This is a genomic window from Methylomonas sp. Uni0009 (assembly GCF_054188105.3).
The window spans coordinates 1,122,909-1,142,260 of sequence record NZ_JBTAFN010000001.1 but is presented as its reverse complement, the minus strand read 5'-3'; the positions used below and the strand labels follow the sequence as shown (position 1 = coordinate 1,142,260).

General features: G+C 48.9%; 14 protein-coding genes and 1 pseudogene. 3 read left to right on the top strand and 12 right to left on the bottom strand.

Annotated features, from left to right (window positions below; genetic code table 11):
* Positions 1 to 367: 367 nt before the first annotated feature.
* The 6 genes from ACWAU0_RS05360 to ACWAU0_RS05335 all read right to left on the bottom strand — a co-directional run bounded on the left by ACWAU0_RS05360 (position 368) and on the right by ACWAU0_RS05335 (position 7,587).
* Positions 368 to 2,233: a hypothetical protein gene (locus ACWAU0_RS05360; protein ID WP_458138536.1), complete on the bottom strand. Its 1,866-nt coding sequence runs from the start codon at positions 2,231 to 2,233 to the stop codon at positions 368 to 370.
* Complete coding sequence (locus tag ACWAU0_RS05355; RefSeq protein ID WP_458139202.1) at positions 2,214 to 2,465, bottom strand: YHYH domain-containing protein; 252 nt, start codon at positions 2,463 to 2,465, stop codon at positions 2,214 to 2,216. The genes ACWAU0_RS05360 and ACWAU0_RS05355 overlap by 20 nt, the downstream gene beginning before the upstream one ends.
* A gap of 66 nt (positions 2,466 to 2,531) precedes the next feature.
* Positions 2,532 to 4,106 (bottom strand): TniQ family protein, encoded by a 1,575-nt coding sequence (locus tag ACWAU0_RS05350; protein WP_427551332.1) that lies wholly within the window; start codon positions 4,104 to 4,106, stop codon positions 2,532 to 2,534.
* Position 4,107: 1 nt separating this feature from the next.
* On the bottom strand, positions 4,108 to 5,001 hold the full coding sequence (locus ACWAU0_RS05345) for a TniB family NTP-binding protein (protein WP_427551333.1): 894 nt from the start codon (positions 4,999 to 5,001) through the stop codon (positions 4,108 to 4,110).
* Positions 4,998 to 6,893: a TnsB C-terminal domain-containing protein gene (locus ACWAU0_RS05340; protein WP_427551334.1), complete on the bottom strand. Its 1,896-nt coding sequence runs from the start codon at positions 6,891 to 6,893 to the stop codon at positions 4,998 to 5,000. Before ACWAU0_RS05340 ends, ACWAU0_RS05345 begins: the two co-directional genes overlap by 4 nt.
* On the bottom strand, positions 6,886 to 7,587 hold the full coding sequence (locus tag ACWAU0_RS05335; protein ID WP_427551337.1) for a TnsA endonuclease N-terminal domain-containing protein: 702 nt from the start codon (positions 7,585 to 7,587) through the stop codon (positions 6,886 to 6,888). Before ACWAU0_RS05335 ends, ACWAU0_RS05340 begins: the two co-directional genes overlap by 8 nt.
* 49 nt (positions 7,588 to 7,636) lie before the next feature.
* Here ACWAU0_RS05335 and ACWAU0_RS05330 point away from each other — a divergent pair.
* Positions 7,637 to 8,302 (top strand): annotated as a pseudogene (locus ACWAU0_RS05330) (ATP-binding protein); the annotation flags it as partial.
* Positions 8,303 to 8,321: 19 nt separating this feature from the next.
* Here the strand turns inward: ACWAU0_RS05330 and ACWAU0_RS05325 are convergent.
* The 4 genes from ACWAU0_RS05325 to ACWAU0_RS05310 all read right to left on the bottom strand — a co-directional run bounded on the left by ACWAU0_RS05325 (position 8,322) and on the right by ACWAU0_RS05310 (position 15,040).
* Positions 8,322 to 9,605: a TolC family protein gene (locus ACWAU0_RS05325; RefSeq protein ID WP_458138533.1), complete on the bottom strand. Its 1,284-nt coding sequence runs from the start codon at positions 9,603 to 9,605 to the stop codon at positions 8,322 to 8,324.
* The gene (locus ACWAU0_RS05320) at positions 9,602 to 12,709 is read right to left on the bottom strand and encodes an efflux RND transporter permease subunit (RefSeq protein ID WP_458138531.1); all 3,108 of its coding nucleotides are present in this window, start codon (positions 12,707 to 12,709) and stop codon (positions 9,602 to 9,604) included. The genes ACWAU0_RS05325 and ACWAU0_RS05320 overlap by 4 nt, the downstream gene beginning before the upstream one ends.
* 12 nt (positions 12,710 to 12,721) lie before the next feature.
* Positions 12,722 to 13,675 (bottom strand): efflux RND transporter periplasmic adaptor subunit, encoded by a 954-nt coding sequence (locus ACWAU0_RS05315; protein ID WP_523070761.1) that lies wholly within the window; start codon positions 13,673 to 13,675, stop codon positions 12,722 to 12,724.
* A 732-nt stretch (positions 13,676 to 14,407) separates the two neighbouring features.
* Positions 14,408 to 15,040, bottom strand: a complete 633-nt coding sequence (locus ACWAU0_RS05310; RefSeq protein WP_503428543.1) for a peroxiredoxin — start codon at positions 15,038 to 15,040, stop codon at positions 14,408 to 14,410.
* 221 nt (positions 15,041 to 15,261) lie between these two features.
* Here ACWAU0_RS05310 and ACWAU0_RS05305 point away from each other — a divergent pair, with 221 nt between their 5' ends.
* Positions 15,262 to 15,774, top strand: a complete 513-nt coding sequence (locus tag ACWAU0_RS05305) for a hypothetical protein (protein WP_020484362.1) — start codon at positions 15,262 to 15,264, stop codon at positions 15,772 to 15,774.
* A 16-nt stretch (positions 15,775 to 15,790) separates the two neighbouring features.
* On the opposite strand, the gene nadC is transcribed toward ACWAU0_RS05305, so the two are convergent.
* Positions 15,791 to 16,618: a carboxylating nicotinate-nucleotide diphosphorylase gene (gene nadC / locus ACWAU0_RS05300; protein WP_458138527.1), complete on the bottom strand. Its 828-nt coding sequence runs from the start codon at positions 16,616 to 16,618 to the stop codon at positions 15,791 to 15,793.
* Between the two features lie 150 nt (positions 16,619 to 16,768).
* Here nadC and ampD point away from each other — a divergent pair, with 150 nt between their 5' ends.
* Complete coding sequence (ampD, locus tag ACWAU0_RS05295) at positions 16,769 to 17,356, top strand: 1,6-anhydro-N-acetylmuramyl-L-alanine amidase AmpD (RefSeq protein WP_458139201.1); 588 nt, start codon at positions 16,769 to 16,771, stop codon at positions 17,354 to 17,356.
* A gap of 27 nt (positions 17,357 to 17,383) precedes the next feature.
* On the opposite strand, the gene ACWAU0_RS05290 is transcribed toward ampD, so the two are convergent.
* Entirely contained in the window at positions 17,384 to 19,315 is a 1,932-nt protein-coding gene (locus ACWAU0_RS05290) for a dynamin family protein (RefSeq protein ID WP_458138525.1), read from the bottom strand.
* Positions 19,316 to 19,352 lie beyond the last annotated feature (37 nt).

Sequence of the window (19,352 nt, the reverse complement as noted above, 5' to 3'; positions counted from 1 at the left end):
ATGCTCACCTCAAGTCGGGGGCACTTAATATTGAATGATATTTTTGGTAATGGGATGTGCGTTGACCGACGGGTAGCATCGATTAAGACAATTCGCCTCTATTGCCATGGACATTTATGCTGCGACCCAGCACAAGCCTATTTCTGGTAAATATCTGGCATCTCAGGTTATTCAATAACTTCTTTTCCAACTTGTTTACCCCAACTAAATTCAGAATGTCTGTTTTCAGGCGTGATTCTGCCAAGTAATTGAGTCAAGATACATCTACGTTGAGAATCTGTTTTTTACTTTTATTTGGCACATTAGGTGATTCTTTCATGTTATTTCTTAATATTTTGGCATAAATACAATTTTGCCAAATTTTATCTCATAACAAATTACGGTCTATGAGCTCAAGAATCCTGACCACTACCGCATGCACCGATTGCGCCCCCATTCCGTGAACGGTATAGTCCTTAACAAAATGCGTTAGGTCGCTACCGTCTGGCCAGGTCTCATTTTTGACGGTCAACTTAAGGATTTCAATAAAGTCATCCCCTAAAACTTCCTCATATCCTATTCCGCGAAGTAGTAATATAGGCAAATCCTCTTTATATGGAGAGGATTTTTCATCCGCCGGGGGCGTATCTCTCAGCCTTCGTTGCGCTTCAAAGATATATAAATATCTTTTATCTACATTTATCTCAACACATAGAAATTTTCTACGGATAAACTTATCTTTATCCATAAATGAAAACTGTCGCATCATGCGCTTACGTTGTTTACAGGGCACTTTCGGAAAAAAGGAAAACCATTCTCCCTCTTCTTCCATTCCGTTGCCAACGCAAATAGTTTTTATCTTCCAGGTTGGCCTTATCTTTCTAAGATCATTAATAATTTTGACAAAGGTCTCCAAATCCGGGGAGACAGTCGATTGAGGCCGTTGTTGTGTTGAAAACTCTTGACCAACGGCGGAGCTATTGCCTGACACACCGCCACCTGTACTGGCATTCACTAAACTATCGTCATATTCCTGATTCTTAAATTCTGATTGGTGGGTACTATCCCGCAATTTTTCATGCTTCAGTTTTACACCACGAAGCCCCTCAAATTCTCGATAATCAAGTTCGGAGGTTATTTGAATAGCATTACTTAGTGGCGGTTCATCGCTAACACTTTCTCCATGCTGATCTTGGGGATCATCGTTGGCGGGGCCATGGACAAGCGTATTTGCCCCAGGAAAGGCTACTGGAGCATTTTCTGGCGGAGGTGCTCCCCCAGGACATATTTCGTCACTGTAGCTCAAATTTGCGAACGGAAACGGGCCAGAGCAACCGATAATCTGACACGCCAAAAAAATAAAACCATCTTGTGTTTTTAGTCTACGGCCTTTGAGTTTGAGCCGCGTTTTCCCATTAAACGGAAAATCAGTTCTTGGAAAGCCAAGCCATCCATCAGAATAATTGATCCGATCGACCGTGATCTGTTTAAAAACTCTTTGGACAGCTTTTAACGCTAATCCATTCGGTTCGAAAAGAATTCTTCCAAGTATTGGAGCATCAGCTTGTTTATATCCATGTCGGTATACAAACCGTCCTGACTTGTTGGACGTATCAAACCAAGGGTGCTCATGGATTCTATTAAAAACGCGCACGTATAACTCTTCTTTTTGAAAAGCACCATTAAAAATTTGCTTGCTGGAAAAAGCCGAATTAGTAAAATAAAATCTAATTAACTCCATATCGTGAATTATTGCCGACATTGGAGTTGGTCCATTTTTCAGAATAAATCGTGCAGCACTCTCTCTATCTGACTTAACTAGAAGACCATTAAGTAATTTGATTCCCGATCGTTTTCTAATATCGCTAAAATGGCTTGCTAGTAGTTTTGATTGATCTGCCAAATTCGCGTCATGGAGAGTAGCGTCTTTCACCGCTTCCAAATCTGATGTATCTAACTCAAAGGTAATGGTTTCTGATTGCTGCCACTGACTTAATGGCACATGCTTACCATTTCTAAAAAACTGACCTAGAAAAAGGGATGGAAGATAACCCACTGCAATACCAGCACGGATTTGACCTATATACGCTCTTTGAAAAGTACCCGGGGTGGTTGGCGTAAAAAAACATTCGATGAGTGGGTTGTCTGTTTCATCGCTATTGGGCGAAATCCCACCAAACCAATCCAAACTCAATAAATCTTCAGAATGCTTTAGGTTACGAAATTTCTTAAGATTAAGTGCAGTACCGTTCATATCCTTCTGAATTTGTCCGAAAGATCAAGATAGCTGATGCCGGATGTTTTTGTAATAAATAGCGTTGCTGATATGATTTGAACGCTTTGGCGTTTGATCTAGGCGATTGGGCGGCTTGAGATGAATGGCAATAATATTGCCCTGTTTTCCGATTAGTGTGACATCCTTCAGTGTCTACTTTTCCTGGATGCGCAGCCCCTTGATAGTGAACGGCCAGGATTAAAGCAATCATTACAAATCGAGAAATTATGCCATTGTGTTTCACGCTGCCTTCGCAGGAAATTTCGAGTAAATCAATCTAACGCTTCCAAATCCCGTAACATACATTTTTTTGATCCAAACCAGCAGAGGTTATGGCCTCTCTGAACCGAAGACCTATGGCGCTTCGACGCAATCCTCGTTTGGTTATCGAAGACGTAAATACCTGGCGAACATGATCTAACGGCTGAAGTATAGGTCTTATTTCGTTCCAATACCACTCAAGTTGCCCTCTAATTTGTGCGGGGGTAGTGGCAAATCCGTAACCGTTAAAGACATCATTTTCTGGGCTAATCCTCCGTATTTGTTCTAGTGTGAAGTTCGCTAGTTCGTCTTGACTAAGTTTAAAGATTCGGCCTGCTACGAACATCAGTTTATCCCGGATCAAACAAGCCCGGGCCGTCTCATCGAGAACGCCTTCGATTTGCTTATCTATGCTCGTCAGCACTGCCTCGTATATTTCATCTGAAATTGGTTGTGCGGGTGGCACACATAATTTTCGTCCAAATAATTTTTTGGCTTTTAATGCGCTAAACGTGCCTTGTCGAGTTGTCACAACGTCGATAATCGACTGACGCTCGTCGTGGCTAGTTGCTATGCATGCAGCCCCTGCTTCGCGCTGAATTACATTGTCATACCAGAACGATAAGTGTTCGGCATCGCCCTTCAAATCACAATACCTCAACTTACATTCGGTGATTAGAGCAACAAGCCTTTCCGGCCACTCATATAAGATTTCAGCTAACACGGCAAATACTGCTCGACGTTCTGATAAATCAGCAATTTCCAATCCATTTTTTGGCCAGCCAACCAAACTAGTCGTATCGATTAATTTCGATTTATTTAGTCGCTCCAGTGTCTGTTTTGATGTAATACCGGCAATCAAGGCTCTCAAGCCTTCAAAGTACGAAAGGGAATGCATGTTTTGATTGTCGGCCCACTGAGTAAAGCCATTTTTTATTGCATTTTCCAGTTTGGCCTGGAAAGTCACGATCGACTCTTCTGGTACTGAATGCAATAACGCTATTGGGTTTCGATAATCAAAGCCACATTTCCAGCAACAAACATTAAGCCCGGCCACTGGAAACACAGCTCTCGATTGCATGTCCGAGCGATGCGGGGCCAGTGGCGATTTGCAATTCGGGCAGGTATCCAAAAGATAGCAACGATGCTTTGTACACAAAGTCGCAAAAGCCAAGCGCCATGTCCGTCGAAAAAAGGGCTCGATATCTTCTTGGAGGCATTTGGGGCAAAACATAAGCCCAGGTCGGCGCCGGGAGCGATGAAAAATACCGATTGGAATTATCCATCGACACATGCCGTTTGGCGTGTGACGTTCGAAAAGGGTTCCCTCTAAACTTCGTAGCGTAGTTTGTTCAATACGATCTAATGATGCCCCGGAAACCGTCGATAATATTTTCAAATCTTCCAACGGTGCAAGCTGATCTAAGTCCCTATTCCAGATGTTTGTATTTTGCCCAAACAACATGGCTGACATTGTCTGGATCTTAATACCATGCGCATGTGCTAATCGAATAATCCATGAGCTGAGCAATTCGTCGTCTTTGGGCTGAAGATGTACCGGTAATAACGCACCACTGAGTCCGGATAACATGTCATAGCAACTCGATATCGATATTTCCCTTACGAGAAACATAGGGGCAGCTTGTAATAACTTCCATGCTGATGCGCTCTTCGCCATTTTTTATGGCCTGTTTCGCCGCACTGCGTAATATTTTCGCGACCTCACCGATAACGCCTTCGCTAAGACCATATAGTTTACTTGCTATTTCGCCTTTATATATTTCTGACGGCAATTTCAAGGGAAGAATATATTCAAAATTGTAAAGTAATCTTCGAAAGTCCTCGCCTTGTTGCCAGCGAGGTAACGTCCGTAAAGGAAAACGGCTTTGCAACTGAGCGTCGCTACGAATGGCGTGTTCTGCCTCCAACGTGCCCGCAGCGACAATGCAGATTTGTAATTCATTACTGATAAACTTCAACATATTGAGCATAAATCGTTGCTTTGTTGCGCTACCCGCCAGTAGCGCATTTAACTCATCGACCATCAGTATTTTTGTCTGGAGTCTGGGTAGTATTGCCAGCAACTGCAACAATTTTCGGTCGGAAGAATCATTCGGTTTGACTACTGCCCCCAATAACATCAATAAGTTATTTAGAAAAATATGCTCGCTCGGCCCCGGTGGTGATTGAATATAAATAACCGGCGCATACGCCGTGTCATATCCGCAACGATCTTCTGCCGGGTGACGCTTTAAAAACTCTCTCAAAACTTCGGTTTTGCCATTATCTGACCGGCCTACGATTAAGAAGTTAGGCATTCGGTTAACTTTGGGATGCTCTAATAAATCTTCCATCTCGGCCAATAACTCGGAGGCCCTTTGATACGGAATAAAAAAAGGCTTATCGATGTGGGTAAGTCGCTCCTCGTCAGACGAGTTCAATAATTCCACCGCCCGTTGGGACAGTCGCCTATTATTCCCGCTCATTCAGCCTCCCTGATCCCATCAAACGGGATAAACTCTTCAAACTCTGGAAAGCTTTCCGTCTGTGGAGATTCCTTGTTGGACGTTTTTGAATTTTCTGAGGAAGCTTTGGATGCCGAACCCCACTGTTTTTGTTTTTGTCGTTTCACCCTAGCCGCCTTCGTTTGCTGAGCTTCATCCGCAACCAAAGCACGCATCCTATCGACAGTTTTGAATATCAATTCCTCGTTCGTCGACGCTATGGACTCCTTCTTAAGTTGACGTTTGGCTTCTTTGAGCTCCCACAAACTAATTGGAGGGCGAGATAAATCTCTATAGGGAACCTCGATATATTTCTCAGATTTAGGGTCGAACATCCATATCTTGCTGAGGTTGCGGGGGTCATATCGGCAAACGTACCTCGCCTTGCCAGTACCTAGCTTGGAATCTTCGTCACTAATGAAATATCTAAGCGCATCACACCAATACTGGACGCTGTTGAATTGGATTCCATATCGTTGAACTGTCGGCATAGGCGTAATGATCGGCATAAAATCTAATCGCAGCCGCTCTTCATCAGGAACCCGCATAGGAATTCCTGTACCAATTCCATTGTCTGTTCCATAAATGCCCCTATCCCATTTTACAATTGGCGGCAGGCCATCATTTCCGGCGTGTGGAGATTGATGGTACACACCTAGCAGAAAAAGCGTAAACCACTTTTCAAGGGCATCGAATGTCATTACAGCTTTGCCTTCCGAGTCATATTCCAATTTCTCGTTGACGCTTGAGAACGTTGTACCGGGAAGCTCGTTATGTACCTCGTGCATAAATGTACGAAAAGCCCGTTCGACATGTCCTCCATAGTGGGGTCTTCCTCTGGGGCGTCGTTCGACGATAATGCCGTATTGCTTCGCTGCTAATCCCAGAAGATTGCCCCGAAATTCTTTTGCATTATCCGAGTGAATGCGGGTCATTACTCCCCAACACGGCCATGACATATCATCCAATCCGAGCGCCATTAGCAACGACTCTTTTCCTAAGATAGCTCTGGACAGGCACATTCCAGTCGCGAGTGCGCCGGGATGGTTGAGCGACATGTAATAGCCGACGCACATTTTGCTATACACATCGGTAGCGATCGTTAGAAAGGGTCGAATAATAGGTAATCGACTCACGTCATCGACTAAGATAACGTCCATGGGCGTATGGTCAATTTGGACAACCGCCAAGGGGAAATCTGCGCCAGGAAACGAGCCCTGTATAGGATCAAAATGTTCTGCCGCCGCTTTAGAACCGCGACGGCGGCGCATCCGTTGCTCTTCGCTAATTTCCAATATCCTATTGCTTACGGTCTCAGGGTCTGGTTCTTGAAGACCTTTTTGTTTGCATCTTTTGCGTGCCTCTTTTGCAATCTTGGTGATGGTTCGGCGCTGAGGGTCCATATATAGCTCGTTGATCACCTGTTGGATAATTTCTTCCACCTGAGGGTTAAGCCGCTTGGAACCAGTATCTTTTCGGGCTTTTCTGATTAAAGATGAAAGCAGCCCCGTTGACTCGTAATCGTCGATCCAGCGATACACGGTAGCAATATTCCTATCCACTGCATCAGCAACCTTTTTTACATCTGCCCTAGTGCGCCCGTTGTTGCCTAATGCAAGTAGCGGCTCTATAGCGGAATAGATTTCAAGTGCTCTCTCCCATTTGTCAGCGCCGATTATTCCTAAATCCGGCAGGGGCGCTACTGGCTGTTTCAGATCTGGAACTACGTCGCTGGCTTTAACCGTTTTGGTTTTGCCTTCATCATTTTTAACCATTAGATAAGTGGCGCTTACTAAATCAATTACCTGGTAACGTACCGATTCAAAATAAACAACTGCACCCGGAAGAATTCGTAGTCTTGCAAGCTTACTCATCACTCACAACCCATATCACAGACTGCATTGATAAAGGAATTGTTAAATCGCATTTCACCCATAATCGAGAAATCATGCACCAAAGTGTCCATAAAGCTTCACCCCGTAGTTCTCTGGACGAATAACAAACCTCTAGTAATTTTGATATGCTGGTTTCGCCTAACTCTTCCAAAACCTCTATTAACTTCTCATAGTGATGCTCATGGAAATAGGCGTGGCGATAAGACCATAAAAATTGAACGTTTTTTAGGTAATCAGTCCTGATCTCTCGCTCGGTGAGTACCCGGAATTCATAGTTTTGACTTTTGGCGTAAGCGCGTGCGGCTTTAAACTTTGGCTTAAGCAAGTCCTTCTGTTTCCGTAAATCACTACGATATTTAACTTCGCACAATAATGGTCTACGAGCGCCTCCCTGTTCGATTCCATGAGCACCATCAGTTCGATAAGTTACTAACAAATCTGGTGTGTAGCTCCTTCGCTCACCTAACGCATCTAGGTAATCGATTTTGACTGGCTGACTCTGGTACCAATCTACGCCGTAGTCCCAATGAACGAGCAACAGCAGGTCTCGTTCGAGAGAGGACTCGAACTCCTGTCCGTTAACGTTCCCGGTAAGGCTTCGCACATTCGTTGGAATGCGCCGAACAGCTCCGGATGATTTTTCAATTTTTAGCCATGAATTCACGAGTCGCATTTTACACCCCTATAAATCAAAATAGTCGCATAAAGCGATCTGGTTTACAGGTGGCAGCAACCCTAAGCCCGGCGAAATATCCTTGTCGCACAACGGCGCGCTATTTTTGGACGAACTGCCGGAGTTCGATAGAAAGGTCCTGGAAGTGCTGCGCGAACCCTTGGAAACCGGCCATATCACGATTTCGCGTGCCAACCGCCAAGCCGATTTTCCGGCCAGTTTTCAGTTGATCGCGGCGATGAATCCGTGTCCCTGCGGCTATTTAGGCGATGCTTCCGGCCGTTGCCGCTGCACCTCCGAACAAGTGGCCCGCTATCGCGCTAGGGTCTCCGGGCCTTTGCTGGACAGGATAGACATGCATATGGAAGTGCCGCGCGTTGCGCTGGAGGTACTGAGGAAAGGCTCGGCGGCGGGTGAAGAAACCAGCGAAACGATTCGGCAGCGCGTCGTCGCAGCCCGCGACATTGCTTACCGCCGCCAAGGCAAAGCCAATGCCGGACTAAGCGCCGCCGAGGTGAAGGTTATCTGCACCTTGTCCGAAGCCGGTCATCAGTTGTTGGAACAAGCGCTGGAAAAATTCGGCCTGTCGCACCGGGCTTACCACCGGATTTTGAAGCTGGCGCGCACGATTGCCGATCTGGCGAATTCAAAGAATATCGAAATCTCCCACCTCAGCGAAGCCATAGGCTACCGCAAGCTTGATAGAACCCGATAAGCATGCAAAACCGGCAGCGTCATGCCGGGTTTTCGAAATAAACCGCCAACAAGCCCGAGGCATTCATGACATCCAATTCTGCTTCGATTTCATTTTGAATCAACTCTAAATGATTCAACTTGATTTCGGTACGGGTGCGCGATGAATCCAATAACTCAATAAGACCGGTTTGCCCTAAACGATAGGCATCTTCGGCCATTTGCTTTAAAGTGGGTAACGGCGCTACCACTTCTTTTTCGGCCTTTGCTAGCGTCGCCCGCCGTCTTGCCAGCACATCGACCGCGCGTTCCAATTCTTGGCGAGTGGCTGACATCAGCAATTCGCGCTTTAATTGGCTGGCATGCACTTCGGCTGCCGCACGGGCCATGCCGCCTTGACCGCGATCAAAAATCGGCAGATCGATCGATACCCCGGCGAATGTGGTGTTGCCATACGGTTTATCGGTGAAAGCCGTACCGAACATTAATGACGGTACCGGCCAGCGTTCCCGCTCAGCTTTTTCCAATCCGGAGTCCGCCGCGATCATTTCCCGGCGCGCCGTTTCCAGGTCTGGATTATGCTGCTCGGCTTGTTGCCATAACTTATCCACGTCCGCCGACACGCCAATCGGCTCCAGCGTACCGCTGGCTTGCGGCTTCCAGTTGGGGAAGCCCAGCAAACTCGCCAGTTCGCCAATGGTGCTGGTCATATTGGTTTGGGCATTTTCCAGACGGGTATTTAGGCTCTTCACTTCCTGAGTGATGCGCAGCACATCGTATTGACTGGCGGTGCCGGCGTTTTGTTTGCCGGAGATGATGGTTTGCAAGCGCTCCAATTCCAACCGGGCCTCATCCAGCACCGACACCCGCTGCTGATTGGCCAGTAATTGCGCAAACAGCCGCCAGGATTCGCGAATCAACTGGTTATAGTCAACCTCGACGCGAGCTGCCGCGACATCGAGCTGCCGTTCGGCGCTATCCTTGCGCGCGCCGCGCTGTCCCGCCAGCAGCATCGGCACTTCGACGGTGATGTTTTGTTGTGACGGACCGTCGAACTGGGTATTGCGGCGTCCACCAGCTTGATCGAAACGGCCGTAACTGATTTTGGGATTGGGCAATACATCTGCCGCAACCACCTCTGCTTCGGCTGCTTCGATTTGGCTACGAGCTAATGCATATCTGGGGCTTTTCTCGCGGACGATTTGCAGCAAATCCCGAATCGTCACCGTTTCCGGCAAAGCTTGGCTTGCCGTCTCGGAATCGGCATAGCTAAACGGGCTGGCTAACAAGGAAATCAGCAAAATCAGGCTGGCTTTGGGATTCATACTTGGCTATCCAATAATTCGTCGGCCTCTTCGGGCGTGAGGATTTGTTTGCTGGTCACGAAAGAATAAATCACCGGCAAAATAAACATCGCCACCAAAAAGGTGGTCAACATCCCGCCGACGATCACCACCGCAAACGGCCGCTGGGTTTCGCTACCGATGCTGGTGGAAAAGGCCATCGGCAACAAACCCAGCAAAGCCAACAGCGAGGCCATCAATACCGGACGCAAACGTTGCGTCGCGCCCTCCTTGATCGCCGCCAATAACTCCATGCCGCCGCGGCGCATTTCCTCGGTCGCGCTCAGCACCAGCAAGCCCATCAGACAGACTTGGCCCAACAGAGCGATAAAGCCAATGGCCGCACTCACCGACAGCGGAATATTAGTGACCATCAGCGCAAACACGCCGCCAGTCATCGCAAACGGTGTGGCGATCAAAATTGCTGCCGCGCTACGCCCGGATTGCAAGGCACTGTACAACAAGCCTAACACGATCAATACCGCGATCGGCACCACCACGCCCAATCTGGCCATCGCCCGTTGTTGATTTTCGAACTCGCCGCCCCAGCTCAGGAAATGGTCTTCCGGCACTTTGATATTAGCGGCGACCAGTTCCATGGTTTCATGTACGACCGAGCCTAAATCGCGGCCTTCCACGTTAAACTTCAAGGCCATGTAACGGCTATTGGCTTCACGTTCAATGGAGGTGCGGCCTTGCGCAATATCGATAGTGGTCAAATCCCGCAAGGGAATATAAGCACCGGAAGGGTTGACCACGTTCAGATTGCCGATTTTTTCGATGTCGCCGCGTTCGTTCTCCGGCAAGATCAAGCGTATCGGCACCGGCCGCTCCCCTTGCCACAATTCGGAGACTATCCGGCCTGCCATGCCGATTTCAATAGTGTCTTGCACTCTATCCACGTCAAAACTGTTGCGGGCCAAGGCGGCACGGTCCAGCTTGATCTGCAGTTGCGGCACCCGCGATTCACGGTAAAGATCCAAATCAATCACCCCATCCACCTTGGCCAGCAAGAGTTTGATATCTTCCAGCGTGGTGCGCATTTTTTCCAGATCGGGGCCGTAGATTTTCAAGACCACTTTGCCGCGCACGCCGCTCACTGCTTCCTCGACGTTGTCCTTGATCGGTTGTGAGAAATTGAATCGCACGCCCGGTATTTCTTCCAGAGAAGTCCGCATCGCATCGACCAGCTTTTCTTTATGCCAGCCCGGTCGCCATTGCTCATGATGCTTGAGATGTACGAAGGTTTCGCTCATGTTCACGCCTTCGTTGTCGGTGCCGTCCTCGGAACGGCCTTGCTGGCTTAAAATGCCCAGCACCTCTGGAAATTTCATCAAGCGCTGACGCATATCCAATAGAATTTCCTGACCTTTATCCAGCGAAATACTCGGCGGCATTTCCACAAATACATGGATGTCGCCTTCGTCCAGTTCCGGCAGGAACTCGGTACCCAGTCCGGCACCGGCCAAGCCGCCGGCAAACAGCAAGACGCCGGCAAAGCTTAAAGCCATCAGCCTTTTACTCAGCACCTGCGCCAATAAACGGGAATACCAGTCCCGTAAACGTTCCAAAAACTTGGGTTCTGCGACCAAGGCATGTTTGGGCTGAATGAAGGTGGCGCACAAGGCCGGCACCAATAGCAGCGCAAAGATTAAGCCGCCAGATAACGCAAAACTATAGGTCATCGCCAGCGGCCGAAATATCCGGCCTTCCACGCGCTCCAGTGTAAACACCGGAATCAACGCGGCGATGATAATCAACATTGCAAAAAACGCTGGCTTGGCTACATCTACCGCTGCATCGGCAATCAGGTGCAGCATTTCCCTCCGCGACTTTGGCTTGCGGTGTTGAGCCTGGTGCATGACGTTTTCCATCAGCACTACCGCGCCATCGAGAATAATGCCGAAATCAATCGCACCCATCGAAATCAAATTGGCCGGCATGCCGAGCTGGTACAAACCTAAGAAAGCCACCAGCAACGACAACGGAATCACCGTCGCGACAATTAACGAGCCGCGAATACTGCGCAGAAACAACCAAACCACGCCCACCACCAGTGCAAAGCCGTGCAGCAAGTAGTCGAACACGGTATGCAGCGTGCTACTAACCAATTCCGAACGATCCAGAAACGGCACGATTTTCATCCCAACCGGCAAAATGCCGCCATTTAATTCCGCGACTTTCTCGTGCAAGGCATCCAACACTCGCGACGGGTTCTGGCCGCGCCGCAGCAGTACGATACCTTCCACCACGTCTTTGTGTTCGTCCAAACCCACCGTGCCACGCCGTGGCGTGTAGGATTGCACCAGGCGGCCGACATCGCCGACGGTGACGGGCGTACCTTCGTGATTTTTCAATACAATTTTTTTGATATCGTCCGCGGTCACCAGGTTGCCTACGCCGCGCACCACCATTTCCTGATCTCCATAACTCAAAAATCCGGCGCCGACATTTTTGTTGGACTTTTCCACGGCCAGGCCGATGTCTTCCAGCGTCAAGCCTACCGACTCGACGCGAGTCGGATCGATTTGGATATGAAATTCCTTGTAGTAACCGCCGAAGGTCAGTACATCCGCAACCCCTGGCACTTGGCGCAATTTTCGCGACACGTTCCATTCCATTTCCGAACGCAGTTCGTAGAGCGAATGCCGGTCGCTGGTCAGGGTAAATTTATAGATTTCGCCCAAAGGCGTGTAGTCCGGCGCCAATACCGGCGTGACGCTGCTGGGTAATTCCGCGCCGGAGATGCGCTGAGATATTTCGGTACGGGAATGAAAACTGTCGATGTGGTCTTCAAAAGTGATGGTCACCAAAGACAAGCCGAACAGGCTTTGGCTGCGCATCTGCAGCATATTCGGCGTGCCGTTCAATACCCTTTCCAAGGGCACAGTGACTTGTCGCTCGACTTCTTCCGGGGCATAGCCGGGCATCAAGGTAATGACGGTCACCTGGGTATTGGTCACATCCGGGTAGGCTTCTATAGGTGTTTCCATAAATGCATGGATACCGAAAATAGCGATGATCACCGCCACGGTAATCACGACCAGACGGCGGTGAACGCAATGTTCAATCAAGGGGCGCAGCATTAGTCCCCCCGATTACAGCAGCATGGATGCGGAGGAATCGAGCAGCAACGCGCCGGAAACCACCACTTTTTCGCCATCTTTAAGCCCATCCAGCACCGGCACCTGGCCGTCGCGTGCCTGTCCTATCAAAACCTGCCTTGGCTCGAAGCAGCCATCGCCGGTTTCCACGTAAACCATGGTGTGCTTCTTGTCTCGAATCACCACTGCGGTAGTGGGTAAAACGATACGATGCGGGCCGGCGGCCTCAATCAGGCCTTTGGCAAACATACCCGGTTTTAACACTAGATTGGGGTTGTCGAATTCGATATACACCGCGCCTCGGCGCAAATCGGATTGCATCGCCGCGCTGACCGCCACTACCCGGCCGGTTACCGGTTCGGACAAGGCGCTGATCTGTAATGTCGCTTTGGCACCTTTTTGGATCAGCGGCAAATCGTTATCGAATACATCGGCAACGATCCACAAGGACTGCGGCTCGCCGATTTCGATGATGGTTTCGCCGGCTGCCAACGCCGAACCCACTGAGGACTTAATTTGCAAAACCACGCCATCTTCGGACGCGCGCAATACCACCGCTTGATCCGTACCATCCCCTATCATCCGCAAGGCTTGCTGGCTGCGCTGATAGTCGGCACGCGCTTCGCGCAATTGCACATCGGCTTCCGCGCGCTCCACTGCTAGGCCCACACCGCTTTTTTGCATGATGTCCTGGCGACGCATACGGTCTTCGGCACGTTGCAGCTCGGCTTTCGATTCTGCAACCTCTGCTCGCATCTTGGCGGCGTCAGCACTTTCCAGAACGGCAATCGGTGTGCCTGCTTTGACGCGGTCACCGACCTGTACATTGATTTTTTTCAGCCGTCCGGTCACCACCGCGCTCACCGCGGATAAGGCTTTGGTTCTAAATTCGACATGCGACGGCGCTTGCACCATCGCCGAGAAATTTTGCGGCGTGACCGTGGCCACGCTGATATAAGGCCTTGATTCGGCTGGAATTGAAATCAACCCAGCATGTTAGTCATTGTCTGTTGTCTTAAGTTCTTCAGCAGACGTGTTGGAGGCTTTTTGATTTGCCGGGTGCTTGTCGGGTGGGGCGGAGCAACCGATTAAAAAGCTTGCTACGAGTATCGAAACTATGAAATTGATGCGCATGAATTATTATTTTTATGTGGATGCCATTTTTACGGTGAAGGCCGGAAAGTTGCACAATGTTCAAAAGAACGATCTCCCTTAAGTAAATGGGGGTTAACTACCGCCTACATAATATCGTATCAATATTACTGTGCCTTGTGCTCTGCATTTTTGTAAATCCGTTCTTTTTGCGCTTAGCCAAGTGGAGCGCAAACGTTCGTCAATCATTGTTTGATCAGTCGTAGAACAAAGCGTGGGACTTTAATCCGGAAAGAACTTTCCAAACTTGTTTGTCGTCAGCGAGAAACATGCCATGTACACCAGTGCGCACTAACTTAGTCACAATAGGCAAGGGGGAGGGTTAAGACCAATGACTTGGTTCAAAAAACCCGTTTAGTGGGCTATTTAAACCATAGCGGTAACGGATATAAAAAATGCCGAGCGGCGATTAATGGAATTAGCGCCACACTGAATTCGCAGTCATGGGGCGAGAAACAGAGAAAATTCAGGCAATAAAAAAGGCGCATTGTCTAGATAATGCGCCTTGTCTCAGAGTAAAGCTAATGCTTACAGTTTGTCAGCATTTTTGCTCAGATATTCAGCCACGCCCGCTGGGTTGGCATTCATACCCGCATCACCTTTGTTCCAACCGGCTGGGCAAACTTCGCCATGCTCTTCGTGGAATTGCAGCGCGTCAACCATGCGCAGCATTTCGTCAAAGTTACGACCCAGTGGCAAGTCGTTGACAACTTGATGGCGGACGACACCGGCTTTGTCGATCAAGAAACTACCGCGGAAAGCCACGCCACCAGCGGACTCTACGTCGTAATCTTGGGCAATAGTGTGTTTCAGGTCGGCAGCCAGAGTATAACGGACAGGACCGATACCGCCTTGGTTAACAGGAGTGTTACGCCAAGCGTTGTGGGTAAAGTGTGAGTCAATAGAAACACCAATCACTTCAACACCGCGGCTTTTAAATTCGTCGATCCGATGATCCAAGGCAATCAATTCGCTTGGGCAAACGAATGTAAAATCCAATGGGTAAAAGAAAAGTACTGCGTATTTGCCGCTAGTGGCCGCTGAGAAACTGAATGAATCAACAATTTGACCATCGCCTAATACCGCAGGAACTGTAAAGTCAGGGGCTTGCTTACCTACTAAAACGCTCATCAATTTTCTCCAAAATTTTTTATAAAACAAAAGGTTAAGAGCATGTTTGCGCCTCTGCGAGAAGGCTGGCGCTTATTCTACACGAATTTAGTTGGTATTTGCCCAATAATCCCCTTAAATTCCGCTTGCAAGACGGTCGATTTCGCGCTAATTTGTAATCCATAGCTTACACAATTAACAGGCGGTCTGCGTGCTTCGCGATGCTTAAATTCACTATGCAGACCTTTGGTGAATTTTTTAGGGTACGTCAAATGGCAAAAGTAAAACACATTACAGAACCCGATACTTTCGGTTTTCAAGTTCGTATTGTTCGGCGTGGCAAGGAGAGCAGCCGTTATTTTTCTCACAAGCTCTGGGGCAGCAAAACCAAGTCGCTGAAAGCCGCGATTACTTGGCGCGATCAGATGCTGGTGGTATTAAAAGGCAGCAAGACTCGCTTCCTGAAACCACCCAAAAACAAAACGACTACCGGCGTAACCGGTGTGTCCAGAACCATCAAGTTCGATCACCGCAAAGACAAAAGTTATCTTTGCTATACGGTGTTTTGGGTGAAAGATGGAAAGTCCCGGAATAAAACCTTCCAAGTGGGCAATGTAGACACGGTAACCGCCGACGACGAATTGCATGCCTTTCGCACTGCGCGCCTATTTCGGAGCTGCTACGAGCATGCGATCGACCACGATGCGCCGTTCGACGACAGCAAATTCGCCAACTGGAAAAAACTACGCTTATACGAAAACGAGATGCTGAACGCTGTCAACTGAGCGCACCAGCATGAGCTTAATCGATGCGCATCTCAATGCGCATCGACAGATCGACTGCAGCAACATTCTTCGTTAACGCGCCTATCGAGATAAAGTCCACCCCGGTTTCGGCCACGGTTCGGATATTGTCCAAAGTAATATTGCCCGATGCTTCCAGTTCGAGTAGTCCCTGGTTTTGTTGTACCGCTGTGCGCATATCGGTGAGTGAAAAATTATCCAGCATGATGCGATCCGGTTTCGCGGCAAATGCTTGGGCAAACTCGTCAAGAGTTTCCACCTCCACTTCGACCGGCACATTCCCATAGTCTCTGGCCAGCTTGACCGCGTTGGCAATTGAGCCGGCCGCGATAATATGGTTTTCCTTGATCAAGATGGCGTCGAATAAACCGATGCGATGATTGAAACAGCCTCCGCATTTGACTGCATATTTTTGCGCCAAACGTAAACCGGGCAGGGTTTTACGGGTATCTAATACCTTACAGCCTGTACCCGCCACGGCATCCGCATAGCGGCGGGCGATGGTCGCCGTCGCGGATAAGGTTTGCAGCAGATTCAACGCCGTGCGCTCGCCCGTCAGCAAGGCCCGAGCCGGACCGCGCAACTTGCAAAGTACGGTGTTCGCTGCGACACGTTCGCCTTCACTGCATTGCCAATCGACCATTACCTGGGGGCTTAATTGTCGAAACACCTCATCGAACCAAGCTCTACCGCACAGCACCATGGGTTCGCGAGTTATCACTGCGGCATTGGCTTGAGTATCGGCTGAGACGATGCTGGCGGTAATATCGCCGCTACCGATATCTTCAGCCAGATAAAGCGCGATTTCTGTGGAATTTGGTTGCATGGGCGTGTGATGGACGATGAACAGGGAGAGTAATTATAAACCGCATGCGGTGACAGCCGTGCCAAACTCTGACCAATGTGAGGCAAGTAAAAGTATAGGGGGGGTGGCAAAGCTTATAAAATACCGCATCACTGACAAAGCTTGAAAATCATGATAATTCGCGATCACTACTTGAGTAGCGCCTGCCAGGTCGCTTCGCCGAACTGCGACGACAGACCGGACCCCGAAGATGTTTCCTTATTGGTTATCCATTGCATCAGCCTGCCGCCTGAGCAATTCGCGGGCGACTATATCGACCAATTGTTTTGCAACTGCCTGAACCCAAACGACCATCCTTACTTCCAAGACATACACCAACTTAAGGTGTCCGCGCATTTATTGATTCGCCGGGATGGCAGCATTCGGCAATATGTGCCGTTCAACCGCAGGGCTTGGCATGCAGGCGTGTCAAAATATCAAGACAGGGAACGCTGTAACGATTTTTCTATTGGTATAGAGCTGGAGGGGGCTATCAGCGTGGCTTACACTGACGCTCAATATCGGTGCCTTGCCGATGTGTGTAGAACGCTACTGGCGAATTATCCGAAACTGTCGAGCCAGCGTATTGCCGGTCATAGCGATATTGCCCCAGGCCGAAAAACCGACCCCGGGCCATTTTTTGACTGGTGCCGCTTTAACGAATTGCTGAGTTCTAGCGCTGAAAGTCCTGCGGGGCAAACAACAAAAGGGTTGCCGTAACCTGCGACAACGGAGCAAAAATCGGCACTAATCGGTTTTAATTTCCAGATGCACGGCTTTAAGTATCTCTAGCAACTCATGATACTGGACTTGTAGTGGCCCCAATTCGCCCTCCAACTGCGCAATGCTTTCATTGACATTACCTTTGGATTCATTGATTTTCCTGAGCATGATCAAGCGGCTTTCGATTTGCTTTTTGTGATCTTTGATCTGGTGCATAAGCGGCGACAGTACGCTATTACTCCAGGTAACCGCATCCCGTTGGGCTTGCTGCAGAATATTCCTTGCTTTGGCTATCAACGTACCATAAAGCTTGTTAACCACTATGCTTTGCTCAGTCATCGTAGTTTTAGCGCTATTGCGAAACGCTTCGCCTTCTTCAAAAATCTGCTCCAGCTCAAACTGATGTTGTTTTATCGAAAACAATTGTGGCTCAATTTCCTTAAAACCGTATTCATCCTGAAACTTCTTATGAATCGCTTTAATCAAGCGCCGGGTTTCTTCGGTCATATCCACCGAGTCTTGCAGCAGATCCCGCAACTCGTCAAACAACCTACGCATATTCTGTTTCATGCCGTAAGTCGTCAGGCTTTTGCTCATATCCTCCTTGGTACGGCGGATAATGTCGTCGATTTTTTCTTTGGCAAACGAATCGATCAACATCTTGGCCTGCACCGCAAACACTTTACGGCTGGCCTGAAAGTTTTCGATATTAGCCATATAGGCATTTTGCCGGTCGCGGGTTTCGGCCATCAATTTGCCGGTCAATTCCTGGTTCTCGAAATCGACTTGTTTGAATTCGTCGAGCTGCTTTTGGGCGTTAGCGATTTTTGATTCCATCAACTTGACCGACTCGCTGACCAAAAACCCGATTTCTTTATCGACAACACCCTTTAGAATATCGCGGCGCTGATCGAGAATGTCGTCCGACAGATAGCTTTCCAACAGATTGAGACGGCTTTTTTGCAGCAAAGCATCGTCGCCCTTCACCTTAGCCAATAAAGCTTGCTTCGCGGAGACCGGGAAAATAACTTCCTTCTCCAGATTCAGAATCATGGCACAGGTGTCGATTTGCTTTTGGATCGAAGCTTCGTAGCCAGTCTCGCCGGCCAAATCGTCCCACATCGAGTCGATTTTATTCATCACCACCGCTAAGCCCTGGCGGCGGTTACCTCTGGAGCTACAAACGTGGCTTTTCCACATTTCCAGGTCACTTTTGGTCACGCCGGTATCGGCCGCCAACACGAAAATAATGGCTTGAGCGCTGGGCAACATGCTCAAGGTTAACTCCGGCTCGGTACCCAAGGCATTTAGGCCCGGCGTATCCAGAATGCACAAACCTTCTTTTAACAAAGGATGCGGAAAGCTGATCATCGCATGTCGCCAACATGGCACTTCCACGGTTTCCGGATTGATAATGCCTTGCTCGGCCGCTTCGCGTTCGTTCCACAGGCCCAGTTTATCGGCCATTTCCCGAGAAACCTTCTTCGTGGCAACCAACTCTCTAAACGCTTCCTGCATTTGCGTAGGCGATTCGCAATTCAGCTCGATTTGCGTCCAACGATCCGGATTGCGCTTGTAATCCATCAAAGATATATCTTCCAAGCGGCTCTCAATGTTGAGCAGCCGAATGTAACTGCCGCCTTTTTCATCCCAGAATAGCTCGGTGGGCGACATCGTGGTCCGGCCCGGCGAAGACGGCAACAAGCGCACGCCGGTTTCCGCAAAAAACAGCGAGTTGATCAGTTCGGTTTTACCTCGGGAAAACTCCGCTACAAACGCCAAGGTGACGCGATCATTTTGCAAGCCTTGCAATATATTCAGCAAGGTATCTGTGCTTTGCGGGTCACTGAAGCGATAACGGTTACGCCAGTCCCGATACAATTCGATACCCTGAATCAGTTGTTCGCGCCACTGCGTGTATTCGTGCAACTGTTCTTTAAATTCCAGATTTCTCATGGCTCGCCTTTGTTCCGACTGTACTCAATATAAGGGG